General features: G+C 66.8%; 18 protein-coding genes and 1 pseudogene. 9 read left to right on the top strand and 10 right to left on the bottom strand.

From position 1 onward, the window contains the following. Both K1Y73_RS14615 and dddP read left to right on the top strand, forming a co-directional pair. Positions 1–990: pseudogene (locus K1Y73_RS14615) on the top strand (elongation factor G); the annotation flags it as partial. Positions 991–1,153: 163 nt separating this feature from the next. Beyond that, positions 1,154–2,494 (top strand): dimethylsulfonioproprionate lyase DddP, encoded by a 1,341-nt coding sequence (gene dddP / locus K1Y73_RS14610; protein WP_225029043.1) that lies wholly within the window; start codon positions 1,154–1,156, stop codon positions 2,492–2,494. A 10-nt stretch (positions 2,495–2,504) separates the two neighbouring features. Here dddP and K1Y73_RS14605 read toward each other — a convergent pair whose 3' ends face one another. Next, positions 2,505–3,104, bottom strand: a complete 600-nt coding sequence (locus K1Y73_RS14605; RefSeq protein ID WP_263626646.1) for a TetR/AcrR family transcriptional regulator — start codon at positions 3,102–3,104, stop codon at positions 2,505–2,507. Between the two features lie 144 nt (positions 3,105–3,248). Between K1Y73_RS14605 and purB the strand changes: the two genes are divergently transcribed. The 4 genes from purB to K1Y73_RS14580 all read left to right on the top strand — a co-directional run bounded on the left by purB (position 3,249) and on the right by K1Y73_RS14580 (position 7,551). After that, a complete protein-coding gene (gene purB, locus K1Y73_RS14595) occupies positions 3,249–4,550 on the top strand; it encodes an adenylosuccinate lyase (RefSeq protein ID WP_225029042.1) in 1,302 nt (433 codons plus the stop codon). 66 nt (positions 4,551–4,616) lie between these two features. Then, complete coding sequence (locus K1Y73_RS14590) at positions 4,617–5,702, top strand: flagellar motor switch protein FliG (protein WP_225029041.1); 1,086 nt, start codon at positions 4,617–4,619, stop codon at positions 5,700–5,702. Between the two features lie 66 nt (positions 5,703–5,768). Then, on the top strand, positions 5,769–6,653 hold the full coding sequence (locus K1Y73_RS14585) for a DMT family transporter (RefSeq protein ID WP_225029040.1): 885 nt from the start codon (positions 5,769–5,771) through the stop codon (positions 6,651–6,653). Between the two features lies 1 nt (position 6,654). Beyond that, positions 6,655–7,551: a lysophospholipid acyltransferase family protein gene (locus K1Y73_RS14580; protein WP_225029039.1), complete on the top strand. Its 897-nt coding sequence runs from the start codon at positions 6,655–6,657 to the stop codon at positions 7,549–7,551. 62 nt (positions 7,552–7,613) lie between these two features. Here the strand turns inward: K1Y73_RS14580 and K1Y73_RS14575 are convergent, their stop codons facing one another. After that, positions 7,614–8,312, bottom strand: a complete 699-nt coding sequence (locus tag K1Y73_RS14575; protein ID WP_404819092.1) for a DUF1223 domain-containing protein — start codon at positions 8,310–8,312, stop codon at positions 7,614–7,616. Positions 8,313–8,593: 281 nt separating this feature from the next. Between K1Y73_RS14575 and acnA the strand changes: the two genes are divergently transcribed. Both acnA and K1Y73_RS14565 read left to right on the top strand, forming a co-directional pair. Then, the gene (gene acnA / locus K1Y73_RS14570; RefSeq protein WP_225029037.1) at positions 8,594–11,347 is read left to right on the top strand and encodes an aconitate hydratase AcnA; all 2,754 of its coding nucleotides are present in this window, start codon (positions 8,594–8,596) and stop codon (positions 11,345–11,347) included. A gap of 126 nt (positions 11,348–11,473) precedes the next feature. After that, positions 11,474–11,617 (top strand): hypothetical protein, encoded by a 144-nt coding sequence (locus tag K1Y73_RS14565; RefSeq protein ID WP_225029036.1) that lies wholly within the window; start codon positions 11,474–11,476, stop codon positions 11,615–11,617. A 48-nt stretch (positions 11,618–11,665) separates the two neighbouring features. On the opposite strand, the gene K1Y73_RS14560 is transcribed toward K1Y73_RS14565, so the two are convergent. From K1Y73_RS14560 to dksA, 8 genes are all read right to left on the bottom strand, one after another. Next, the gene (locus K1Y73_RS14560) at positions 11,666–12,106 is read right to left on the bottom strand and encodes a hypothetical protein (RefSeq protein ID WP_225029035.1); all 441 of its coding nucleotides are present in this window, start codon (positions 12,104–12,106) and stop codon (positions 11,666–11,668) included. After that, a complete protein-coding gene (locus tag K1Y73_RS14555) occupies positions 12,103–12,636 on the bottom strand; it encodes a DsbE family thiol:disulfide interchange protein (RefSeq protein WP_225029034.1) in 534 nt (177 codons plus the stop codon). The genes K1Y73_RS14560 and K1Y73_RS14555 overlap by 4 nt, the downstream gene beginning before the upstream one ends. Beyond that, positions 12,629–12,802: a heme exporter protein CcmD gene (gene ccmD / locus K1Y73_RS14550; protein ID WP_225029033.1), complete on the bottom strand. Its 174-nt coding sequence runs from the start codon at positions 12,800–12,802 to the stop codon at positions 12,629–12,631. Before ccmD ends, K1Y73_RS14555 begins: the two co-directional genes overlap by 8 nt. Beyond that, a complete protein-coding gene (locus K1Y73_RS14545) occupies positions 12,799–13,527 on the bottom strand; it encodes a heme ABC transporter permease (RefSeq protein WP_225029032.1) in 729 nt (242 codons plus the stop codon). Before K1Y73_RS14545 ends, ccmD begins: the two co-directional genes overlap by 4 nt. 54 nt (positions 13,528–13,581) lie before the next feature. Next, positions 13,582–14,238 (bottom strand): heme exporter protein CcmB, encoded by a 657-nt coding sequence (ccmB, locus tag K1Y73_RS14540; RefSeq protein WP_225029031.1) that lies wholly within the window; start codon positions 14,236–14,238, stop codon positions 13,582–13,584. Beyond that, positions 14,235–14,876 (bottom strand): heme ABC exporter ATP-binding protein CcmA, encoded by a 642-nt coding sequence (gene ccmA, locus K1Y73_RS14535; protein WP_225029030.1) that lies wholly within the window; start codon positions 14,874–14,876, stop codon positions 14,235–14,237. The genes ccmB and ccmA overlap by 4 nt, the downstream gene beginning before the upstream one ends. Positions 14,877–14,925: 49 nt before the next feature. Continuing rightward, on the bottom strand, positions 14,926–16,128 hold the full coding sequence (locus K1Y73_RS14530) for an FAD-dependent monooxygenase (protein WP_225029029.1): 1,203 nt from the start codon (positions 16,126–16,128) through the stop codon (positions 14,926–14,928). A 103-nt stretch (positions 16,129–16,231) separates the two neighbouring features. Next, the gene (gene dksA / locus K1Y73_RS14525) at positions 16,232–16,654 is read right to left on the bottom strand and encodes an RNA polymerase-binding protein DksA (protein ID WP_225029045.1); all 423 of its coding nucleotides are present in this window, start codon (positions 16,652–16,654) and stop codon (positions 16,232–16,234) included. A gap of 172 nt (positions 16,655–16,826) precedes the next feature. On the opposite strand from dksA, the gene K1Y73_RS14520 reads away from it, so the two are divergent. Further along, a complete protein-coding gene (locus K1Y73_RS14520; protein ID WP_225029028.1) occupies positions 16,827–17,660 on the top strand; it encodes an AAA family ATPase in 834 nt (277 codons plus the stop codon). Positions 17,661–18,108: the final 448 nt, after the last annotated feature.

Here is an 18,108-nt window from a genome sequence, read left to right as displayed (position 1 = left end):
GGCGCGGGCGAGGTGGTGGCTTTGGGCCGGATGTCGGCGGCAAAGGCGGGCGAGGTGCTGACCGAGACCGCCGCCGTGCCGATGCCCGACTGGCCCGCCCCGCCCGCACCGCTGCATGCCGTGGCGATCCGCGCCGCGCATCCGGCCGACGAAGCACGGCTTTCCACCGCGCTGGCGCGGCTGACCGACGAAGACCCCGGCCTGTCCACCGCCGCGGTCGCAGAAACCGGCGAGACGCTGCTGCAGGGCCAGGGCGAGATCCATCTGCAGATCGCCCTGTCGCGGCTGAAAACCGATTTCGGCCTGACCCTGCGCAGCGCCCGCCCGGCCATCGCCTATCGCGAAACCATCAGCCGGCCGGCCAGCTGCCATTCCCGGCACAAGAAGCAGTCGGGCGGCCATGGCGAATTCGCCGACATCCATCTTGAAATCGCCCCCCTGGCCCGCGGCCTGGGCTTTCAATTCTCGGACCGGGTCACCGGCGGGGCGGTGCCCAAGGCCTATATTCCCGCCGTGCAGAAGGGCGTGGAACAGGCGCTGCGGCGCGGGCCCAAGGGCTTTGCGGTGGTCGATCTGTCGGTGGTCCTGACCGATGGCAGCGCGCATGCCGTCGACAGTTCCGACTTCGCCTTCCAGAAGGCCGGCGCCAAGGCGATGCAGGACAGCCTGCCCGATTGCGGCCCGGTTCTGCTGGAACCGGTGCTGCAGGTGGTGATCTCGGTCCCCTCCGACTTTACCCCGCGCGCCCAGCGCATCGCCACCGCCCGGCGCGGCCAGTTGCTGGGCTTTGACGCCAAGCCCGGCTGGAAAGGCTGGGACGAGGTGACGGCGCTGATCCCCGAAGCCGACTGCCAGGGGATGATCACCGAATTGCGCTCGCAGACGCTGGCGGTCGGCTTCTTCAGCGCGGGTTTCGACCATCTGCAAGAGGTGACGGGGCGCGAGGCCGATCAGGCGGTGGCGGCCCGGGCCGAGGCGCTGAAGGCCTGAACCGGCGGGCTTCGCCCCCGCATCGGTAGAGACGCAAGGAAGACGCAAGGAAGACGCAAGGAAGACGCAAGATACCCCGCCGGAAGGCGACATGATCTGTCGCCTTCCGGCATGACGCGGCCCGGATCTGCGCCCAGCCTTGGCCGCGGACCCGGAGGCCGCCATGACCGACAGCTACGCCCGCACCCGCCGCAAGATCGACCCGACCCGCCCCGACCGCCTGGCCGATGGCACGCCGAATGACAATGACCGGGTGGAAATCGGCCCGACCCAGCTGGCCTTCGCCGAATGGCAGGCGGCGGGTCTGGTCGCACCCGATCTGCAGGCGATGCGCGCATTCCGCTGGAAGCGGCTGACCCAGGCGCTGGTCGACCGCGATTATGGCGGCTTGCTGATGTTCGATCCCTTGAACATCCGCTACGCGACCGACACCACCAACATGCAATTGTGGAACAGTCACAATCCCTTCCGGGCCGTTCTTCTTTGCGCCGACGGCCATATGGTGATCTGGGAATACAAGAACGCGCCCTTCCTGGTGGGCTTCAATCCGCTGGTCAAGGAACTGCGCTCGGGCGCGTCCTTCTTCTATGCCGTCTCGGGCGACAAGGGCGGCGACGATGCGGCCGCCTTCGCCAATCAGGTGGATGAGGTGATGCGGACCCATGCCGGCCGCAATCGCCGTCTTGCCGTTGACAAGATCATGGTCGCCGGGCTCAAGGCGCTGGAACGCAAGGGATTTGAGGTGATGGAGGGCGAAGAGGTCACCGAACGGACCCGCGCCATCAAGGGGCCGGACGAGATCCTGGCCATGCGCTGCGCCCATCACGCCTGCGAGGCCGCGATCGCCGAGATGGAGGCTTTCGCCCGCAGCGAAGTGCCGAAGGGCGGCATATCCGAGGACGAGATCTGGGCCGAGTTGCACCGCGGCAATATCCGCCGCGGCGGCGAATGGATCGAGACCCGGCTGCTGGCCTCGGGTCCGCGCACCAATCCGTGGTTCCAGGAATGCGGGCCGCGCATCGTGCAAGCCGATGAAATCGTTGCCTTCGATACCGACCTGATCGGCTGCTATGGCATCTGCATCGACATCTCGCGCAGTTGGTGGATCGGCGACAGCCGGCCCTCGAATGCGATGATCTCGGCCATGCAGCACGCGCTGGACCATATCAACGACCATCAGGCGCGGCTGAAACCGGGCGCGACGATCCGTGACTTGTGCTTCGGCGGCCACCGGCTGGAAGACCAGTATTGGAAGCAGAAATACTCCTGCAAGATGCATGGCGTGGGCCTGTGCGACGAATGGCCATTCGTGCCCTATCCCGATGCCTGGGTGGACGGCGCCTTCGAGGCCGAATTGCAGCCCGGCATGGTGCTGTGCGTCGAGGCGCTGGTCAGCCCCGAGGGCGGGGATTTCTCGATCAAGCTGGAAGATCAGGTGCTTATCACCGAAACCGGATGCGAGAACCTGACGCGCTATCCTTTCGATCCGCGGCTTCTGGCCTAAGGCGCCCCGCCTAGCCCCGCATGCCCAGAATCCCTTCCGCCACCGCCTGCAGGGCCGGCCGCATCGGCGTGCCGGCGGTGTCGCGCAGCGCCGCAAGCCCGATCATCGCGCCATAGAACAGCGCCGCGCCCTCTTCGGCCTTGTCGGGCATCAGCCCGGCGCAGGCCAGGAAATCGGCCAGATCCGCCAGCCGCTTGCGATCCACCCGGCACAGAACCGCGCGCGCCAGCGGATCGACCCGCCCCCAGTCGCGCAGCGCCGGTTCCAGCGCGCGCCCCTGCGCCTCGGCCTCGGGAATGCGCGAGACGCGGTCGACCAACAGGAACAGCTGCTCGCGCGCAGGCAGGTCCGATGCGCGGACGGCCGCGGTGATCTCGGTCGCGGCCAGGCCTTCCCAGGCTTCAAGCATCGCCTGATGAAGCGCCCGCAGATCCTTGAAATGCCAGTAGAAAGAACCCTTCGTCGCCCCCAGCGCCCTTGCCACAGGTTCCACCCTGACCGCCTCGGCCCCGCCCTGGGTCAGCGCCTCGAACCCGGCCAGGACCCAGTCCAGCCGCTGCAAGGCCGGCTTCGCCTCGCCCCGATCCCGCGCCTTTGCCTGTGCCACCATCGCCCGATCCGCCCTGACCTTTGCCCCAGCATCGCCGCACCGGGTTAAGCAATCCCTCACGCGCGCCCGCTTGCGCGGCCGGCCCCAAGGGCCTAAGGGGGCCGCAGATCCGAAAATCCTGCCCGACATTTCCCGGAGGCCCCGATGATCCCGCGTTATTCCCGCCCCGACATGGTCGCCATCTGGTCGCCCGAGACCCGCTTCCGCATCTGGTTCGAGATCGAGGCCCATGCCTGCGACGCGCAAGCCGCGCTGGGGGTGATCCCGAAGGAAAACGCCGAGGCGGTGTGGAAGGCCAAGGATGCCACTTTCGACGTGGCCCGGATCGACGAGATCGAGGCGGTCACCAAGCATGATGTCATCGCCTTCCTGACCCATCTGGCCGAAATCGTCGGCGCCGACGAGGCGCGCTTCGTCCATCAGGGCATGACCAGCAGCGACGTCCTGGACACCACGCTGAACATCCAGCTGACCCGCGCGGCCGATCTGCTGCTGGCCGGCATCGACCGGGTTCTGGCGGCGCTGAAGGCGCGGGCTTACGAACACAAGGACACGGTCCGCATCGGCCGCAGCCATGGCATCCATGCCGAGCCCACCACGATGGGCCTGACCTTCGCCCGCTTCTATGCCGAGATGAAGCGCGGCCGCGAACGGCTTGAAAACGCCCGCAAAGAGATCGCCACCGGGGCGATTTCCGGGGCGGTCGGCACGTTTGCCAATATCGACCCGCGCGTCGAAGAGCATGTCTGCAAGATGCTGGGCCTGACGCCCGAGCCGATCTCGACCCAGGTCATCCCGCGCGACCGGCATGCGATGTTCTTTGCCACCCTGGGCGTCATCGCCAGTTCGATGGAAAACATCGCCATCGAAATCCGCCACATGCAGCGCACCGAAGTGCTTGAGGCGGAAGAATATTTCTCGCCCGGGCAGAAGGGCAGCAGTGCGATGCCGCACAAGCGCAACCCGGTGCTGACCGAGAACCTGACCGGCCTTGCCCGGCTGGTACGCATGGCGGTGGTGCCCGCGATGGAGAATGTGGCGCTGTGGCATGAGCGCGACATCAGCCATTCCAGCGTAGAACGCGCGATCGGCCCCGATGCGACCGTGACGCTGGATTTCGCCCTGCACCGGCTGGCCGGCGTGGTGGAAAAGCTGGTGGTCTATCCCGAGACCATGCTGAAGAACATGAACAAGTTCAAAGGCCTGGTGATGAGCCAGCGCGTGCTTCTGGCGCTGACCCAGGCCGGCGTCTCGCGCGAGGATGCCTATCGGCTGGTGCAGCGGAACGCGATGAAGGTCTGGGAGAAGGGCGCCGATTTCAAGACCGAGCTGCTGGCCGATCCCGATGTGACCGCGGCGCTGTCGCCGGCCGAGATCGAGGAAAAGTTCGACCTTGGCTATCACACCAAGCATGTCGACACGATCTTCGCCCGCGTCTTTGGCTGATCCGGCGGCAACGCCCTGTTAATGCCGCTTTGGCAGTCTAGACCCTGACCCGAAGGAGTCTGGACCATGGCCGCAGAAGGGCTTCCGCTTGCCCGCCTTTCGCCCGCGCATCGGATGATGGCGCTGCAGGGCGACCCGCCTGCCCGCCGCGTGCTGAGCGCGCGGGAAAAGGCGGCGGTGATCGTGCGTTATCTGCTGGCAGAGGGCACGCCCCTGCCGCTGAACCAGCTGCCCGACCATATGCAATCGGCCCTGGCCGAGCAGATGGGGGCGATGCGGCTGATCGACCGGGCCACGCTGGATGCGGTGGTGGCCGAATTCATGGCCGAGCTGGAAGCGGTGGGCATGGCCTTTCCGGGCGGGCTGGAAGGTGCCTTGTCGGTGATGGACGGCCATATCTCGCAGACCGCGGCCAGCCGGCTGCGCCGCAAGGCCGGGGTCAGCACCAAGGGCGATCCTTGGGAAAGGCTGATCACCCTGCCCGCCGACAAGCTGATTCCGGTGATTCTGGACGAGGCGGTCGAGGTGGCGGCGGTGATCCTGTCGAAACTGCCGGTGCAGCGCGCGGCCGAGATTCTGGGGAAACTGCCGGGCGACAAGGCGCGGCGCATCGCCTTTGCCGTGTCGCTGACCGGCAATGTCGACCCCGAAACCGTGCATCGGATCGGGCTTGCGATCCTGGCGCAACTGGACAGCCAGCCGCCCAAGGCCTTTGACAAGGGTCCGGTCGAACGGGTGGGGGCGATCCTGAACATCTCGCCCCAGGTCACGCGCGACGATGTTCTGGCCGGGCTTGAGGCCGAGGATGCCGGTTTCGCCGAACAGGTGCGCAAGGCGATCTTCACCTATCTGCACATCCCCGCCCGCATTCCGCCGCGCGATGTGCCGAAGATCATCCGCATCGTCGACCAGACCGCCTTGGTTGCCGCCATGGCCTTTTCGCAAGGCAAGGAAGAGTTCGAGGCCGCGACCGAATTCATCCTGGCCAATATCTCGCAGCGCATGGCGCAGGGCATCCGCGAAGAAGTGGCGGCGCGCGGCAAGGTGAAGGAAAAGGATGCGGAAGAGGCGATGAACCTGATCGTCAGCGCGGTGCGCACGCTTGAGGCCTCGGGCGAATTGGTCATGATCCAGCCCGAGGACGACGACTAGGCCCGCCCGGGCGGGCCGGCCGATCGCCCCTTGCTGCCGCTCGGGCCCCGGCCTAGGGTCGCCGGCATGTCCAGCCTGCCGCTTTCTTCGCCTGTCCAGAATCCCGCGCTTGGGATCGGGCTGATGCTGTTTTCCATCCTGCTGTTTACCGGGATGGATGCGACGGCGAAATCGCTTCTGGCGCATTACCCGGCACCGCAGGTGGTCTGGGTGCGGTTTCTGGGCCAGTTCCTGGTGATGCTGGTGATCCTGAACCGCCGGGTGCCCTTCTATCTGCGCACCGCCCATCCGGGCCTGCATGTGCTGCGCGGCGCCTTCCAGCTGGGCGCGATCGGCTTTTTCTTCCTGTCGCTTCTGCATATCGGTCTGGCCGAGGCGACGGCGATCTCGGATGTCTCGCCGGTGCTGATCAGCCTTGGGGCCGCGGTGTTTCTGGGCGAGAAGCTGGGGCCGCGGCGGATTGCTGGCATCCTGGTCGCGCTGGTCGGGGCGATGATCGTGATCCGGCCCGGCGCCGGCACGCTGTCGGCCTGGGCGACGCTGCCGCTGCTGGGGGCGATCTGCTACACTGGCTCGGCGCTGCTGACGCGCGCGCTTGGCCTGCGCGAGTCGGTCTGGACGGCGCTGATCTGGGGCGGGGCTGCGGGCACGGCCCTGTCCAGCCTGGCGCTGCCCTGGTTCTGGACCCCGATCGCGGCCGAGCATCTGTGGCAATTCCTGCTGATCGGCGCCTTGGGCACGCTGGCGCAGCTGTGCCTGATCCGCGCCTTCACCCTGGCCGAGGCTTCGCTGGTGGCGCCCTTCTCTTATGCCGGGATCGTGCTGGCCTCGGGCTGGGGGATTGTGCTTTACGACGAATGGCCCGACCGCTGGACGGTTGTGGGCGCGCTTGTGATCGTGGGGGCGGGTCTTTATGTCTGGCATCGCGAAACCAGGGCTGCCAGACGCTGACATGACCGAAACCCCGCCGTTCAAACTGCGCCACTGGCTGCAGGATCGCGCCATTCGGGCGCTGATCGGCGGGCTTTTGCTGCTGCCCTATCGCTGGCGCGTGCCGCTGTGCGGCTGGGCGGTCAGCCGGATCGTGGCGCCGCTGGCCGGCTATCGCCGCCGCATTCGCGACAATCTGGCGATGATCCTGCCCGATCTGCCCCCCGATCAGGTCGCGCGGCTGGTGCGGCAGGTGCCCGACAATGTCGGCCGCACCGTGATCGAGATCTATTCGGGGGCCGAGTTCATCGAACGCGCCGCCAGTCTGCCGCTGACCGGCGACGGGGTCGAGGCGCTGGCCGCGGCCCATGCCGCGGGGCGGCCGGTCATTCTGGTCACCGCGCATTTCGGCAATTACGACGCCTCGCGTGCGGCGCTGATCGCGCGGGGCTACCGGGTCGGCGCCTTGTACATGCCGATGACCAACCGCTATTTCAACGCCCATTACGAAAGGGCGATCGCGCGGATCGGCCGGCCGCTGTTCCCGCGCGGCCGCGCCGGACTGGCCGATATGGTGCGCCACCTGCGCGGCGGCGGCATGCTGGGGCTGCTGGTTGATCAGCGCATGCGGCACGGGGCCGAGCTGACCTTCTTCGGCCAGACCGCGCTGACCGCGCTTTCGGCGGCCGAGCTGGCGTTGAAATACGACGCGCTTCTGGTGCCGACCTATGGCATCCGCCAGCCGGACGGGCTGAGCTTTCAGGTCGTGGTCGAGGCGCCGATCCAGGCCGGCACACCGGAAGCGATGACCCAGGCGCTGAATGACAGTCTTGAGGCGCTGGTGCGCCGCCATCCCGAACAATGGTTCTGGATTCACCGGCGCTGGAAGGGCCGCGGCGCGCCGCGCAACGCGGGATAAAGGGCCGGATCGGCCAGGCAGGCCCCGGTCACGGGCCCAGATTCAGGCCCAGCTTCGGGCGCCTAATCGGCCCGCGCGGCGGCCAGAATCGTGGAAGGGCCTTCGTTCTGCAGGATCACCACCGCCGGCTCCTGCCCCGGGGCGGGGGCGGTGATCTCGTAGGGCTCGTGCCCCGACCAATCGCCCACATGCTCCCAGCTGGTCACCACATTGCGATAGGTGATGGTCTTTCCGGCATTCTCGCCCCGCTCGATCGTCACCGTCTCGGCCGGCAGATAGCGCACCAGCTGCACCCGCACCGCCTGATCCAAGGGCGGATCGGCATCGGCATGGATCACCAGCTGGTCGCCCTTGCGCGTCACCGTCAGCGTCACATCCGAGCGCCGCGCCAGATGCTCGGCCAGCCGCATCGCGGTTTCCTCGGGGGAATAGCCCTCGACCCGATCCTGCCCGCCGATGATGAATTGCGGCGTGTAGATCGTGCGCGACCCGACCGCGCGGGCATAGTTCTTCTGCCGTTCGGTAAAACGCGGATCGGCGAAACTGTCGGCCCAGCCGATGTAATCCCAGTAATCGACATGCAGCGACAGCGGCAGAACCTGCGGATAGGCGGCCAGCGTCTCGACGAAATCGTCGGCCGGCGGACAGGCCGAACAGCCCTGCGAGGTAAAAAGCTCTACCACGACCAGGCTTTCGGCCGCGGCCATTCCCGGCGCGCAAGCCATCAGCAGGCCGCAGGCGGCACTGACCATTTGTCGCATCTTTGCTTTCCCGGTCCCCTGATCCCGTCCTAGGGTTATAGAAAGGCCGGGCCCCCTCTGCCAATCAAGGTTTTGCGAGTGTTCCGACACATACACTCCGCTGTTGCGTGAGCGGCGCGAAAGACCGAAAAGCGGCACGCAAACGGGGGCTGGATTTTTGGCATACAATTGCATACAAACACCGCGACTCGTCCCCTGCCGGCCTTTCGGCTACAGATTTGCAGCCATCGCCTTAGGGGCAGCCGCCTGAACCGCCACCTCACCTTCCAGGGAGCATCGAGATGACCGTCACCGTCGGACACGACAGCCAGAAAACCCGCAAAACGCTGACCGCGGGCGGACAGAGCGTTTCCTTCTACTCGATCCCGGCGGCCGAGGCTGCGGGCCTGGGCGAATTCGCCAAGCTGCCCGCCGCGCTGAAGGTGGTGCTGGAGAACATGCTGCGCTTCGAGGATGGCAAGACCGTCACCGTCGAAGACATCAAGGCCTTCTCGGATTGGGGCAAGCTGGGCGGCAAGAACCCGATCGAGATCGCCTATCGCCCGGCGCGCGTGCTGATGCAGGATTTCACCGGCGTTCCGGCCGTGGTCGACCTGGCCGCGATGCGTGACGGGATCAAGGGCCTGGGCGGCAATGCCCAGAAGATCAACCCGCTGTCGCCGGTGGATCTGGTCATCGACCACTCGGTGATGATCGACGAATTCGGCACGCCGCGCGCCTTCCAGGCCAATGTGGACCGCGAATACGAGCGCAACATGGAGCGCTATGTCTTCCTGAAATGGGGGCAGAACGCGTTCGACAATTTCCGCGTCGTGCCGCCCGGAACCGGCATCTGCCACCAGGTGAACCTGGAATACCTGTCGCAGACGATCTGGACCGACACCGACCAGAACGGCGAAATGGTGGCCTACCCCGATACGCTGGTCGGCACCGACAGCCACACGACCATGGTCAACGGTCTGGCCGTTCTGGGCTGGGGCGTGGGCGGGATCGAGGCCGAGGCCGCGATGCTGGGCCAGCCGGTCTCGATGCTGATCCCCGAAGTCATTGGCTTCAAGCTGACCGGCCGGATGATGGAAGGCACCACCGCCACCGATCTGGTGCTGAAGGTCGTGCAGATGCTGCGCAAGAAGGGCGTGGTCAACAAATTCGTCGAATTCTACGGCGAGGGCCTGGACCATCTGCCGCTGGCCGACCGTGCGACGATCGCCAACATGGCGCCGGAATATGGCGCGACCTGCGGCTTCTTCCCGATCGACAATGAAACCCTGCGCTACCTGCGCAACACCGGCCGCGAGGAAAGCCGCATCGCGCTGGTCGAAGCCTATGCCAAGGAAAACGGCATGTGGCGCGGTGCGGATTACGCGCCGATCTACACCGACACGCTGGAACTGGACATGGGCGACATCGTGCCCGCGATCTCGGGTCCGAAGCGTCCGCAGGACTATACGCCGCTGAACCTGGCCGCGCGGTCCTTCTACAAGACCGTGGCCGATTACCGCGGCATGGATGCCTCGATCGCGGCCGAGGAAATGGTGGATGAGGGCGGCGGCGTGCTGGCGCCGGCGGCCGATGCGCGCAAGACCGCGGCCGTCGAGGGCAAGGATTACACGATCCGCGACGGTTCGGTCGTGATCGCGGCCATCACCTCCTGCACCAATACCTCGAACCCCTATGTCATGATCGGCGCCGGTCTGGTGGCGCGCAAGGCGCGTGCCCTTGGCCTGACCCGCAAGCCCTGGGTGAAGACCTCGCTCGCGCCCGGGTCTCAGGTCGTGGCGGAATATCTGAACGCCGCCGGCCTGCAGGAAGATCTGGACGCCGTGGGCTTCAACCTGGCGGGCTTCGGCTGCACCACCTGCATCGGCAATTCGGGCCCGCTGGGCGATCCGGCGATCTCGAAGGCGATTAACGAGAATGACCTTGTCGCCACCGCCGTTCTGTCGGGCAACCGCAACTTCGAAGGCCGGATCAGCCCCGATGTGCGCGCCAACTACCTGGCCTCGCCGCCCCTGGTCGTGGCCTATGCCATCGCGGGCGACGTGAACATCAACCTGACCAAGGATCCGATCGGCATCTCGAAGGACGGCAAGGAAGTGTTCCTGAAGGACATCTGGCCGACCAATCAGGAAGTGGCCGAACTGGTCGAGCAGACCGTGACCCGCAAGGCCTTCCAGTCGAAATATGCCGATGTGTTCAAGGGCGACGAGAAGTGGCAGGCGGTCGAGGTCACCGACAGCGAGACCTATGACTGGCCCGCCAGCTCGACCTATATCCAGAACCCGCCCTATTTCCGCGGCATGTCCAAGACGCCGGGCGTGATCTCGGACATTTCGGGCGCGCGGATCCTGGCGATCCTGGGCGACATGATCACCACCGACCACATCTCGCCGGCCGGCTCGTTCAAGCAGACCACGCCTGCGGGCAAGTACCTGACCGAACGTCAGGTCGCGGTGAAGGACTTCAACTCGTACGGCGCCCGGCGCGGCAACCACGAGGTGATGATGCGCGGCACCTTCGCCAATATCCGCATCAAGAACGAGATGCTGGATGGCGTGGAAGGCGGCTATACCAAGGGGCCGGACGGGGTGCAGACCTCGATCTTCGACGCCTCGATGGCCTATCAGGAGGCCGGCACGCCGCTGGTGATCTTCGGCGGCGTCGAATATGGCGCGGGCTCGTCGCGCGACTGGGCGGCCAAGGGCACGGCGCTTCTGGGCGTCAAGGCGGTGATCGCCGAGTCGTTTGAGCGGATCCACCGCTCGAACCTGGTTGGCATGGGCGTCATTCCCTTCGAATTCACCGAAGGCATGACCCGCAAGTCGCTGAACCTGACCGGCGATGAAGTGGTGTCGATCGCGGGCCTTGCGGGCGATCTGAAGCCGCTGAGCCTGGTGCCCTGCACCATCACCTATCCCGACGGGTCGGTGAAGGTCATCCAGATCAAGTGCCGGATCGATACGGCGATCGAGATCGAATATGTCGAGAATGGCGGCGTGCTGCATTACGTGCTGCGCAACCTCGCCGCCTCGTGATCGACGCCTCGTGATCGACGCGACAGTGTAAGCCAAAGGCCGGGGAAACCCGGCCTTTGTGCGTTTTAAGCAGGTCTTCATCCTTTGGCCCCAGGATGGCAGGCAGCATCGTATAGGGGCTGTCACATGGATCATCGCCGAACCCCGCCGCCCGAGCCGGACAGGCCGCCGCGCATGCAGGCCCGCAGCCGCAGCGCGCCGCTGCCGGTGCTGCCCTTTGAGGAATGGCTGGTCTTCGGTCTGTTCCTGGCGCTTCTGGCGCTGGGCTGACCGGCGGCGCGCGGGCCTGCGATCCTTCGTCGAAGGATCGCGCCCGGCCTAGCCGCAGGCGCCCGGACCGGCCTCTGCCGCGCGCGCGGGATCCGCCGTCAGGGTAAAGCGCGCGCCGGCGCTGCTGCAGACCAGGATCGGATCGTTGTTCAGATCGGTGAAAAACTGGCAGAACAGCTGCTCCGCCCCGCTTCCGCCCTGCAGCAGGTTCGTCACATCGCCAAAGCGGGTGAAGTGCAGCACCAGCGGCGCGGCCCCCGGCGCCCCTTCGGGCTGGCAGACCCGCAACTCCAGCCCGCCGCCCGGCCCGGGCGCGATCCGCACCAGATCGTCCAGCAGCGCGGGCTCGGCCCCGGCCGCCCGGCCGATCCGCGCGTAGAGTCCGGCGAAGAACTCGGGCGGGGGCGTCTGGGCTGCGGCCGGTCCCGCCAGCGCAGCCAGGAAAGCGGCGGCGACCAGGCCCGGGGCCCCGGCCGCCCGGCCGGTCATTTCAGCGCCTCGGCCAGTGCCGGGACGAAGCGGTTCTCGTAATCCGTGCCCACCAGGGGGCCGATGAACTTGAACAGCACCGTGCCATCGCCGCCGATGATGAAGGTCTCGGGCGGGTTCGTGACGCCCCAGTCCACCCGGTTGCGGCCCTTGGGATCGGTCGCCAGCGCGAAGAACGGATTGCCGCCCTCGGCCAGATAGGCGCTGGCGTCGCCTTCCTTGTCCATCATGTTGATGCCGGCCACGCGGATGCCCTTGGCCTGCATCTCTTTCAGCACCGGATGCTCGGCCCGGCAGGGCGGGCACCACGAGGCCCAGAAATTGACCACCGTCACCTCGCCCTTGCGCAGATCGGCATCGGTCAATTGCGCGATGCCCGGCAGGCCGGTCGCCGGCACGGCAGGCGCGCTGCGGCCGATGAAGGTCGAGGGCAGGTCCTGCGGATTGCGGCCATCCTCCATCTTCACCAGAAACATCGCCGCCAGGCCCGCAAAGACCAGGGGCGGCACCGCCAGCAACCATTTAGCCATCGTTCTTCCCCGTCTGCGCCGCGGCCCGCGCCTCGACCTCGTCCAGCGTTTTCTTCACCCGTGCCCGCTGCCGGAAGGACAGCGCCACCAGCGCCCCGATCAGCACGATCGTCGCCCCGTAAGAGGCCAGCACCGCGAAGGCGTATTTCCCCAGATCGGGCATCATGCCAGCCGCTCCCGCGCCAGAAGGGCGGCGACGCGGCGGGCGCGAATCTCGGTCCGCGTCCGCATCAGCACCAGGGTCACGAACAAAAGGATGAAGCCCGCGATGCAGATCACCAGCGGAATCCAGAACACGTCCGAGACATTCTCTTTCGCATCCATCGACAGCGAGGCGCCCTGATGCAGGCCCTGATTCCAGAAATTCACCGCATAGCGCGACAGGACCGCGAAGACCGAGCCGACGATGCACAGAACCCCGGTCAGATCGGCCGCGGTATCGGGATCCTCGACCGCCGACCACAGCGCAATATAGCCCATATAGAACAGGCACAGGATCAGGAACGAGGTCAGCCGCGGGTCCCAGGCCCACCAGGTGCCCCACATCGGCTGGCCCCAAAGCGCGCCGGTGACCAGCGCGATCAGGGTGAAGGTCAGCCCGACCGGCGCCGCGGCCTTGGCGGCCAGCGCGCTGACATGGTGGCGCCGGACGATCCAGATCAGGCTGGCGACCAGCATCATCACCCAGGCGTTGATCGCCATCATCGCGGCGGGCACGTGCAGGTAGATGATCTTGACCGTCGCTCCCTGCTTGTAATCGTCAGGCGTGAAGAAAAATCCCCAGATCAGCCCAACGCTCAGGCACAGAACCGTGGCGGCCAGGGCCCAGGGCAAGGCCCAGGCCGAGGTCTGCATGAACTTCTTCGGATTGGCATATTCCCAGATCGACATGGCTCTTGGCTTACATGTGGGAAGGTTCGGAGCAAACCCCTATCATGTCATCCGCTAACGCAGATTGACGCGGATTGCCGCAGCGGCGGCAAAAGGCAGCAGCGCCAGGGCGCCGGCGGTGATCCCGGCCAGAAGCGCCAGGGGGGTGGCAACCTCCATCCCCGCCGCGCCGCGCTTGACCACTTCGGCGCCGAAGATCAGCGTCGGCACGTAAAGCGGCAGAACCAGCAGCGACATCAGCAGCCCGCCGCGCTTCAGCCCCACCACCAGCGCCGCACCGAAAGCGCCGATCACCGACAAAGCGGGCGTGCCCAGCGCCAGCGAGACGACGAGCCACAGGTAGCCCGGGCCCGGCAGGTACAGAAGCACCCCCAGAACGGGTGCGGCCAGGGTCAGCGGAAGGCCCGTCACCAGCCAATGCGCCAGCGCCTTGACCGCCACCGCCCCCTCCATCGGCACGGGAGAGGTCGCCAGCAGGTCCAGCGATCCATCCTCGAAATCCAGCGCGAAGATCCGGTCCAGCGACAGAAGGCAGGCCAGAAGCGCACCGACCCACAGGATGCCCGGCGCGATCCTGGCCAGCGTGTCGCCCTGGGGGCCGACGCCCAGCGGCACCAGAACCGCGACCAGCAGGAAGAAGGCCAGGCCCAGGCCAAAGCCGCCCCCGGCGCGCACCGCCAGCCGCAGGTCGCGGGCAAGAAGGGCGATCATGCGAAATCCCCCAGGAACGGATCGTCGCCCCAGGCTTGGGCCAGCGCGCCGGTCGCCGCGCGGAAGGGGGTCAGGTCCAGGATCTCGGCCTCGTCCAGGCCCAGGTCGATATGGGTGGCGATCAGCGCCGACCCGCCCTGCCCCAGATGGTCGCGGATCACCCCGGCAAACAGCGCCACCGAGGCCGTATCCAGCGAAACCGTCGGCTCGTCCAGCACCCAGACCGGCCGGCCCGAGACCAGAAGCCGCGCCAGGCCCAGCCGCCGCTTCTGCCCGGCCGACAGGTTCGCGGCCCGCCGCGCGGCCAGGGTGGACAGGTTCATCCGTTCGAGCGCGCGGGCGACAGCGGCGGGGCCGGTGCCGAAGACGGCAGCCCAGAAGGCCAGATTCTCGCGCACATCCAGCATGGATTTCAGCCCATCGGCATGGCTGGCATAGGCCAGCCCCTCGGGCGGCGCGGCGATTTCGCCCCGCACCGCGGGTTGCAGGCCGCAAAGCGTGCGCAAAAGCGTGGTCTTGCCCACGCCATTCGGCCCGCGCAGCACCAGCGCCCGGCCGGGGGCCAGGGTGAAGCCCAGGCCTTCCAGCACGGTGATCCCGCCGCGCGCGACCGAAAGATTGCGGACCGTCAGCTCCATGCCGGCAGGCCTAGCCGAAAGCGCCGCGGCGCAAAAGCGGCAAAGCGCCTCAGCCGGGGCCTTGGGTCACATCGGCGGCATAGATCCAGTCGAAGCGCGACAGCGCCGCGCCCGGCGCCACCGCGCCCCCCAGCTTCAGCCCCAGATGGGCAAGCGACCGCAACGGGCCGCGCAGATGATAGGCGCGGGCATTGCGATTGGCGGCCTCGACGATCTTCGCACAGCGCGGGGCGCGCGCGGCCTGCCAGGCGGCCAGCGCCGCGGCGTCGCCGCCGCTGCCGTCCAGCGCGGCGGCCAGCGCCGCGGCCAGGGTCCAGGCATCTTCCAGCGCCATATTGGCGCCCTGGGCCAGGAAAGGCAGGGTCGGATGCGCCGCATCGCCCAGAATCGCCACCGCGCCCTCGGGCAGGATGCGCTGCCACTGCCGGGCCACCGGATGGCGGAACAGCCCCCAGAGCCAGACATCCTGAACCTGATCCAGCCAGCCCCGCACCCGCGGCGAGAAGCTTTCAAAGGCCAGCTTCAGCTCCATCGGATCGTCGCGCAGCGACCAGCCCTCTTCCACCCAGCGCCGGCGTTCTTCAACCGCCACGATGTTGCGCAGAGTGCCGCCGCGCAGCGGATAGCTGACCAGATGCTTGCCCGGCCCCATATGCACTTCGGCCACCGGCCGGGCGCCCGGCTCGGCCGGGATCACGGCGCGCCAGGCGACCTGATGGGTGAAGAAGGGCGCGACCGTGCCATTCAGCGCCGCGCGACAGGGCGAATGCAGCCCATCGGCCCCGATCAGCAGGCCCGCTTCCTCTTCCGCGCCGGTCGCCATGACGATCTTCGGCCGCGGCCCCGACAGATCGACGCTGGCGGCCTTCTGCAGCAGCCGCAATTCCACCCCCGCCGCGCGGGCGCCGTCCAGCAGCAGGCCGATCAGATCGGCGCGATGCAGGAAATGATAGCCCTGCCCCGGCCGAAGCCGCGCCAGGTCCAGCCGCGTGACCAGGCCGCCGTCCAGCCCATCGCGCAATTCCACCGCCTCGGCCCGGACCGAGGCGGCCTCAAGCGCGGGGCCGAGGCCCAGGGCCCGCAGCACCGCGGCGCCGTTCGGCGAGATCTGCAAGCCCGCGCCGACTTCGCGGATCGCGTCGGTCTGGTCGAGCAGCGTGACCTTCGCCCCGCGCAGGGCCAGGGCCCGCGCCGCCGCCAGCCCCGCCACACCCGCACCCAAGACCGTGACCGGCCGGTCCGTCAGGCTCATCCCATCCTCGCTTTCTGCAACGAAAACGCCGGGCCCTTGCAAGCCCGGCGCCACTTTCCATCTGCCCGAACCGAGGCGCAAGCCCCCGGAGCCGGGAATAAAATCAGTCGTCGCGATGCACCTTTTCGCGCCGCTCGTGGCGTTCCTGCGCCTCAAGCGTCATGGTGGCGATCGGGCGGGCATCCAGCCGCTTCAGGCTGATCGGCTCGCCGGTCATTTCGCAATAGCCGTATTCGCCGCTTTCAATCCGCCGCAGCGCAGCGTCGATCTTGGCGATCAGCTTGCGCTGGCGATCCCGGGTCCGCAGCTCCAGCGCGCGGTCGGTTTCTTCCGAAGCGCGGTCGGCCAGGTCGGGCACGTTGCGCGCGCTTTCGGTCAGGTTGTCCAGCGTCTCGGCGCTTTGGCCGATCAGTTCCTGCTTCCAGATGATCAGCTTGCGACGGAAATATTCAAGCTGCCGGTCGTTCATGAAGGGCTCGTCCTCGGCGGGACGATAGTCATCGGGCAGGAATACTTCGGCCTTCATCGCAGCATTCTCCATGTTGCCGGCACGGACCGACAGGTGGGCTTCTGTCATGCGCGCGCTCCTGTTGGCGGCGCGTATAGACCTTGTTCCCGGGAATGTCACTAGCGGTTGCGACAAATTGTTCAGGCGGCTAGGGTTAACCGGCCCCAGGAAACACTGTGTTGATGACGCTATGAAATTTACCTCGACCGCCGGCTATGTCGCCCCTCCGGACCTGACGCTTGCGGTCAATGCGGCGGTCACGTTGCAGCGCCCGCTCTTGGTGAAGGGAGAGCCCGGAACCGGCAAGACCGAGCTGGCGCGCCAGGTGGCGGCGGGGCTTAATCTGCCTCTGATTGAGTGGCATGTGAAATCAACCACCAAGGCCCAACAGGGGCTTTACGAATACGATGCGGTCAGCCGGCTGCGCGACAGTCAGCTGGGCGATGCGCGGGTGCATGATGTCGCAAATTACATTCGCCGCGGCAAGCTGTGGCAGGCCTTTGCCGCGCCCGAGCGGGTGGTTCTTCTGATCGACGAGATCGACAAGGCGGATATCGAGTTCCCGAACGATCTGTTGCAGGAACTCGACCGGATGGAATTCCACGTCTATGAAACCGGCGAGACTGTGCGCGCGCAGCATCGGCCGGTGGTGATCATCACCTCGAACAACGAGAAGGATCTGCCCGACGCCTTCCTGCGCCGCTGCTTCTTCCATTACATCCGCTTCCCCGATGCCGAAACCCTGGCCGCCATCGTGCGGGTGCATTTCCCGGGGCTGAAGGAACAGCTTCTGGCGGCCGCGCTGGCCGAATTCTTCGCGGTGCGCGAGACGCCGGGGCTGAAGAAGAAGCCCTCGACCTCGGAAATGCTGGACTGGCTGAAGCTGATCCTGGCCGAGGATCTGGCGCCCGAGGATCTGAAGCGCGATCCCCGGCAGATCCTGCCGAAGCTGCACGGGGCGCTGCTGAAGAATGAGCAGGACGTGCAGCTGTTCGAGCGCCTGGCCTTCCTGTCGCGCAAATAGGGCGCGGCTCGCCCCGGCAGAGGCGCCGCGAAACCGGGGCCGCCCCGGGGCTTTTGGCGCCGCTTCGGCGCTTGGCGGGCTTTTCCGCATCGGGACGAATCGCCTGCGCTACGGCAGGTTCGACCGCATTCTTGATATAGTTTAATCACGTAAGACCAATTTTTGAAATGTTCAGAAATATTGCGTGATATCGCGCTCGAAAATCTGGTCCCCCGTCAGGCGTCAACCGCGAGGGGTAGACTCCAGCCCACTGTCAAGATTCCTTACAATTGACATGGTCCGGCCCCGATCACGACACTTGTGATCTGTTCACTGATCGCAAGATCTTCTGTCCGGGACCCATGGTCTGATGCCGCTTCGCCCTGCCCCTGTCCGCCTGCCCGCACCGGCCCGCCCGGTGGCCGCGCCGTGCGGCCTGGCGCAGACCGCGATGCAGGCGGCGCTGCAG

The sequence above is a fragment of the Xinfangfangia pollutisoli genome (genome assembly GCF_020179405.1).
Classification (GTDB): domain Bacteria; phylum Pseudomonadota; class Alphaproteobacteria; order Rhodobacterales; family Rhodobacteraceae; genus Pseudogemmobacter; species Pseudogemmobacter pollutisoli.
Note: the sequence above shows the minus strand (reverse complement) of the source record. Positions and strands in the feature narration are given on the sequence as shown.

Coding starts and splice junctions, on each gene's coding strand:
- dddP (WP_225029043.1), top strand. CDS start 1,154: ATGACCGACAGCTACGCCCGCACCCGCCGCAAGATCGACCCGACCCGC.
- K1Y73_RS14605 (WP_263626646.1), bottom strand. CDS start 3,104: ATGGTGGCACAGGCAAAGGCGCGGGATCGGGGCGAGGCGAAGCCGGCC.
- purB (WP_225029042.1), top strand. CDS start 3,249: ATGATCCCGCGTTATTCCCGCCCCGACATGGTCGCCATCTGGTCGCCC.
- K1Y73_RS14590 (WP_225029041.1), top strand. CDS start 4,617: ATGGCCGCAGAAGGGCTTCCGCTTGCCCGCCTTTCGCCCGCGCATCGG.
- K1Y73_RS14585 (WP_225029040.1), top strand. CDS start 5,769: ATGTCCAGCCTGCCGCTTTCTTCGCCTGTCCAGAATCCCGCGCTTGGG.
- K1Y73_RS14580 (WP_225029039.1), top strand. CDS start 6,655: ATGACCGAAACCCCGCCGTTCAAACTGCGCCACTGGCTGCAGGATCGC.
- K1Y73_RS14575 (WP_404819092.1), bottom strand. CDS start 8,312: ATGCGACAAATGGTCAGTGCCGCCTGCGGCCTGCTGATGGCTTGCGCG.
- acnA (WP_225029037.1), top strand. CDS start 8,594: ATGACCGTCACCGTCGGACACGACAGCCAGAAAACCCGCAAAACGCTG.
- K1Y73_RS14565 (WP_225029036.1), top strand. CDS start 11,474: ATGGATCATCGCCGAACCCCGCCGCCCGAGCCGGACAGGCCGCCGCGC.
- K1Y73_RS14560 (WP_225029035.1), bottom strand. CDS start 12,106: ATGACCGGCCGGGCGGCCGGGGCCCCGGGCCTGGTCGCCGCCGCTTTC.
- K1Y73_RS14555 (WP_225029034.1), bottom strand. CDS start 12,636: ATGGCTAAATGGTTGCTGGCGGTGCCGCCCCTGGTCTTTGCGGGCCTG.
- ccmD (WP_225029033.1), bottom strand. CDS start 12,802: ATGATGCCCGATCTGGGGAAATACGCCTTCGCGGTGCTGGCCTCTTAC.
- K1Y73_RS14545 (WP_225029032.1), bottom strand. CDS start 13,527: ATGTCGATCTGGGAATATGCCAATCCGAAGAAGTTCATGCAGACCTCG.
- ccmB (WP_225029031.1), bottom strand. CDS start 14,238: ATGATCGCCCTTCTTGCCCGCGACCTGCGGCTGGCGGTGCGCGCCGGG.
- ccmA (WP_225029030.1), bottom strand. CDS start 14,876: ATGGAGCTGACGGTCCGCAATCTTTCGGTCGCGCGCGGCGGGATCACC.
- K1Y73_RS14530 (WP_225029029.1), bottom strand. CDS start 16,128: ATGAGCCTGACGGACCGGCCGGTCACGGTCTTGGGTGCGGGTGTGGCG.
- dksA (WP_225029045.1), bottom strand. CDS start 16,654: ATGAAGGCCGAAGTATTCCTGCCCGATGACTATCGTCCCGCCGAGGAC.
- K1Y73_RS14520 (WP_225029028.1), top strand. CDS start 16,827: ATGAAATTTACCTCGACCGCCGGCTATGTCGCCCCTCCGGACCTGACG.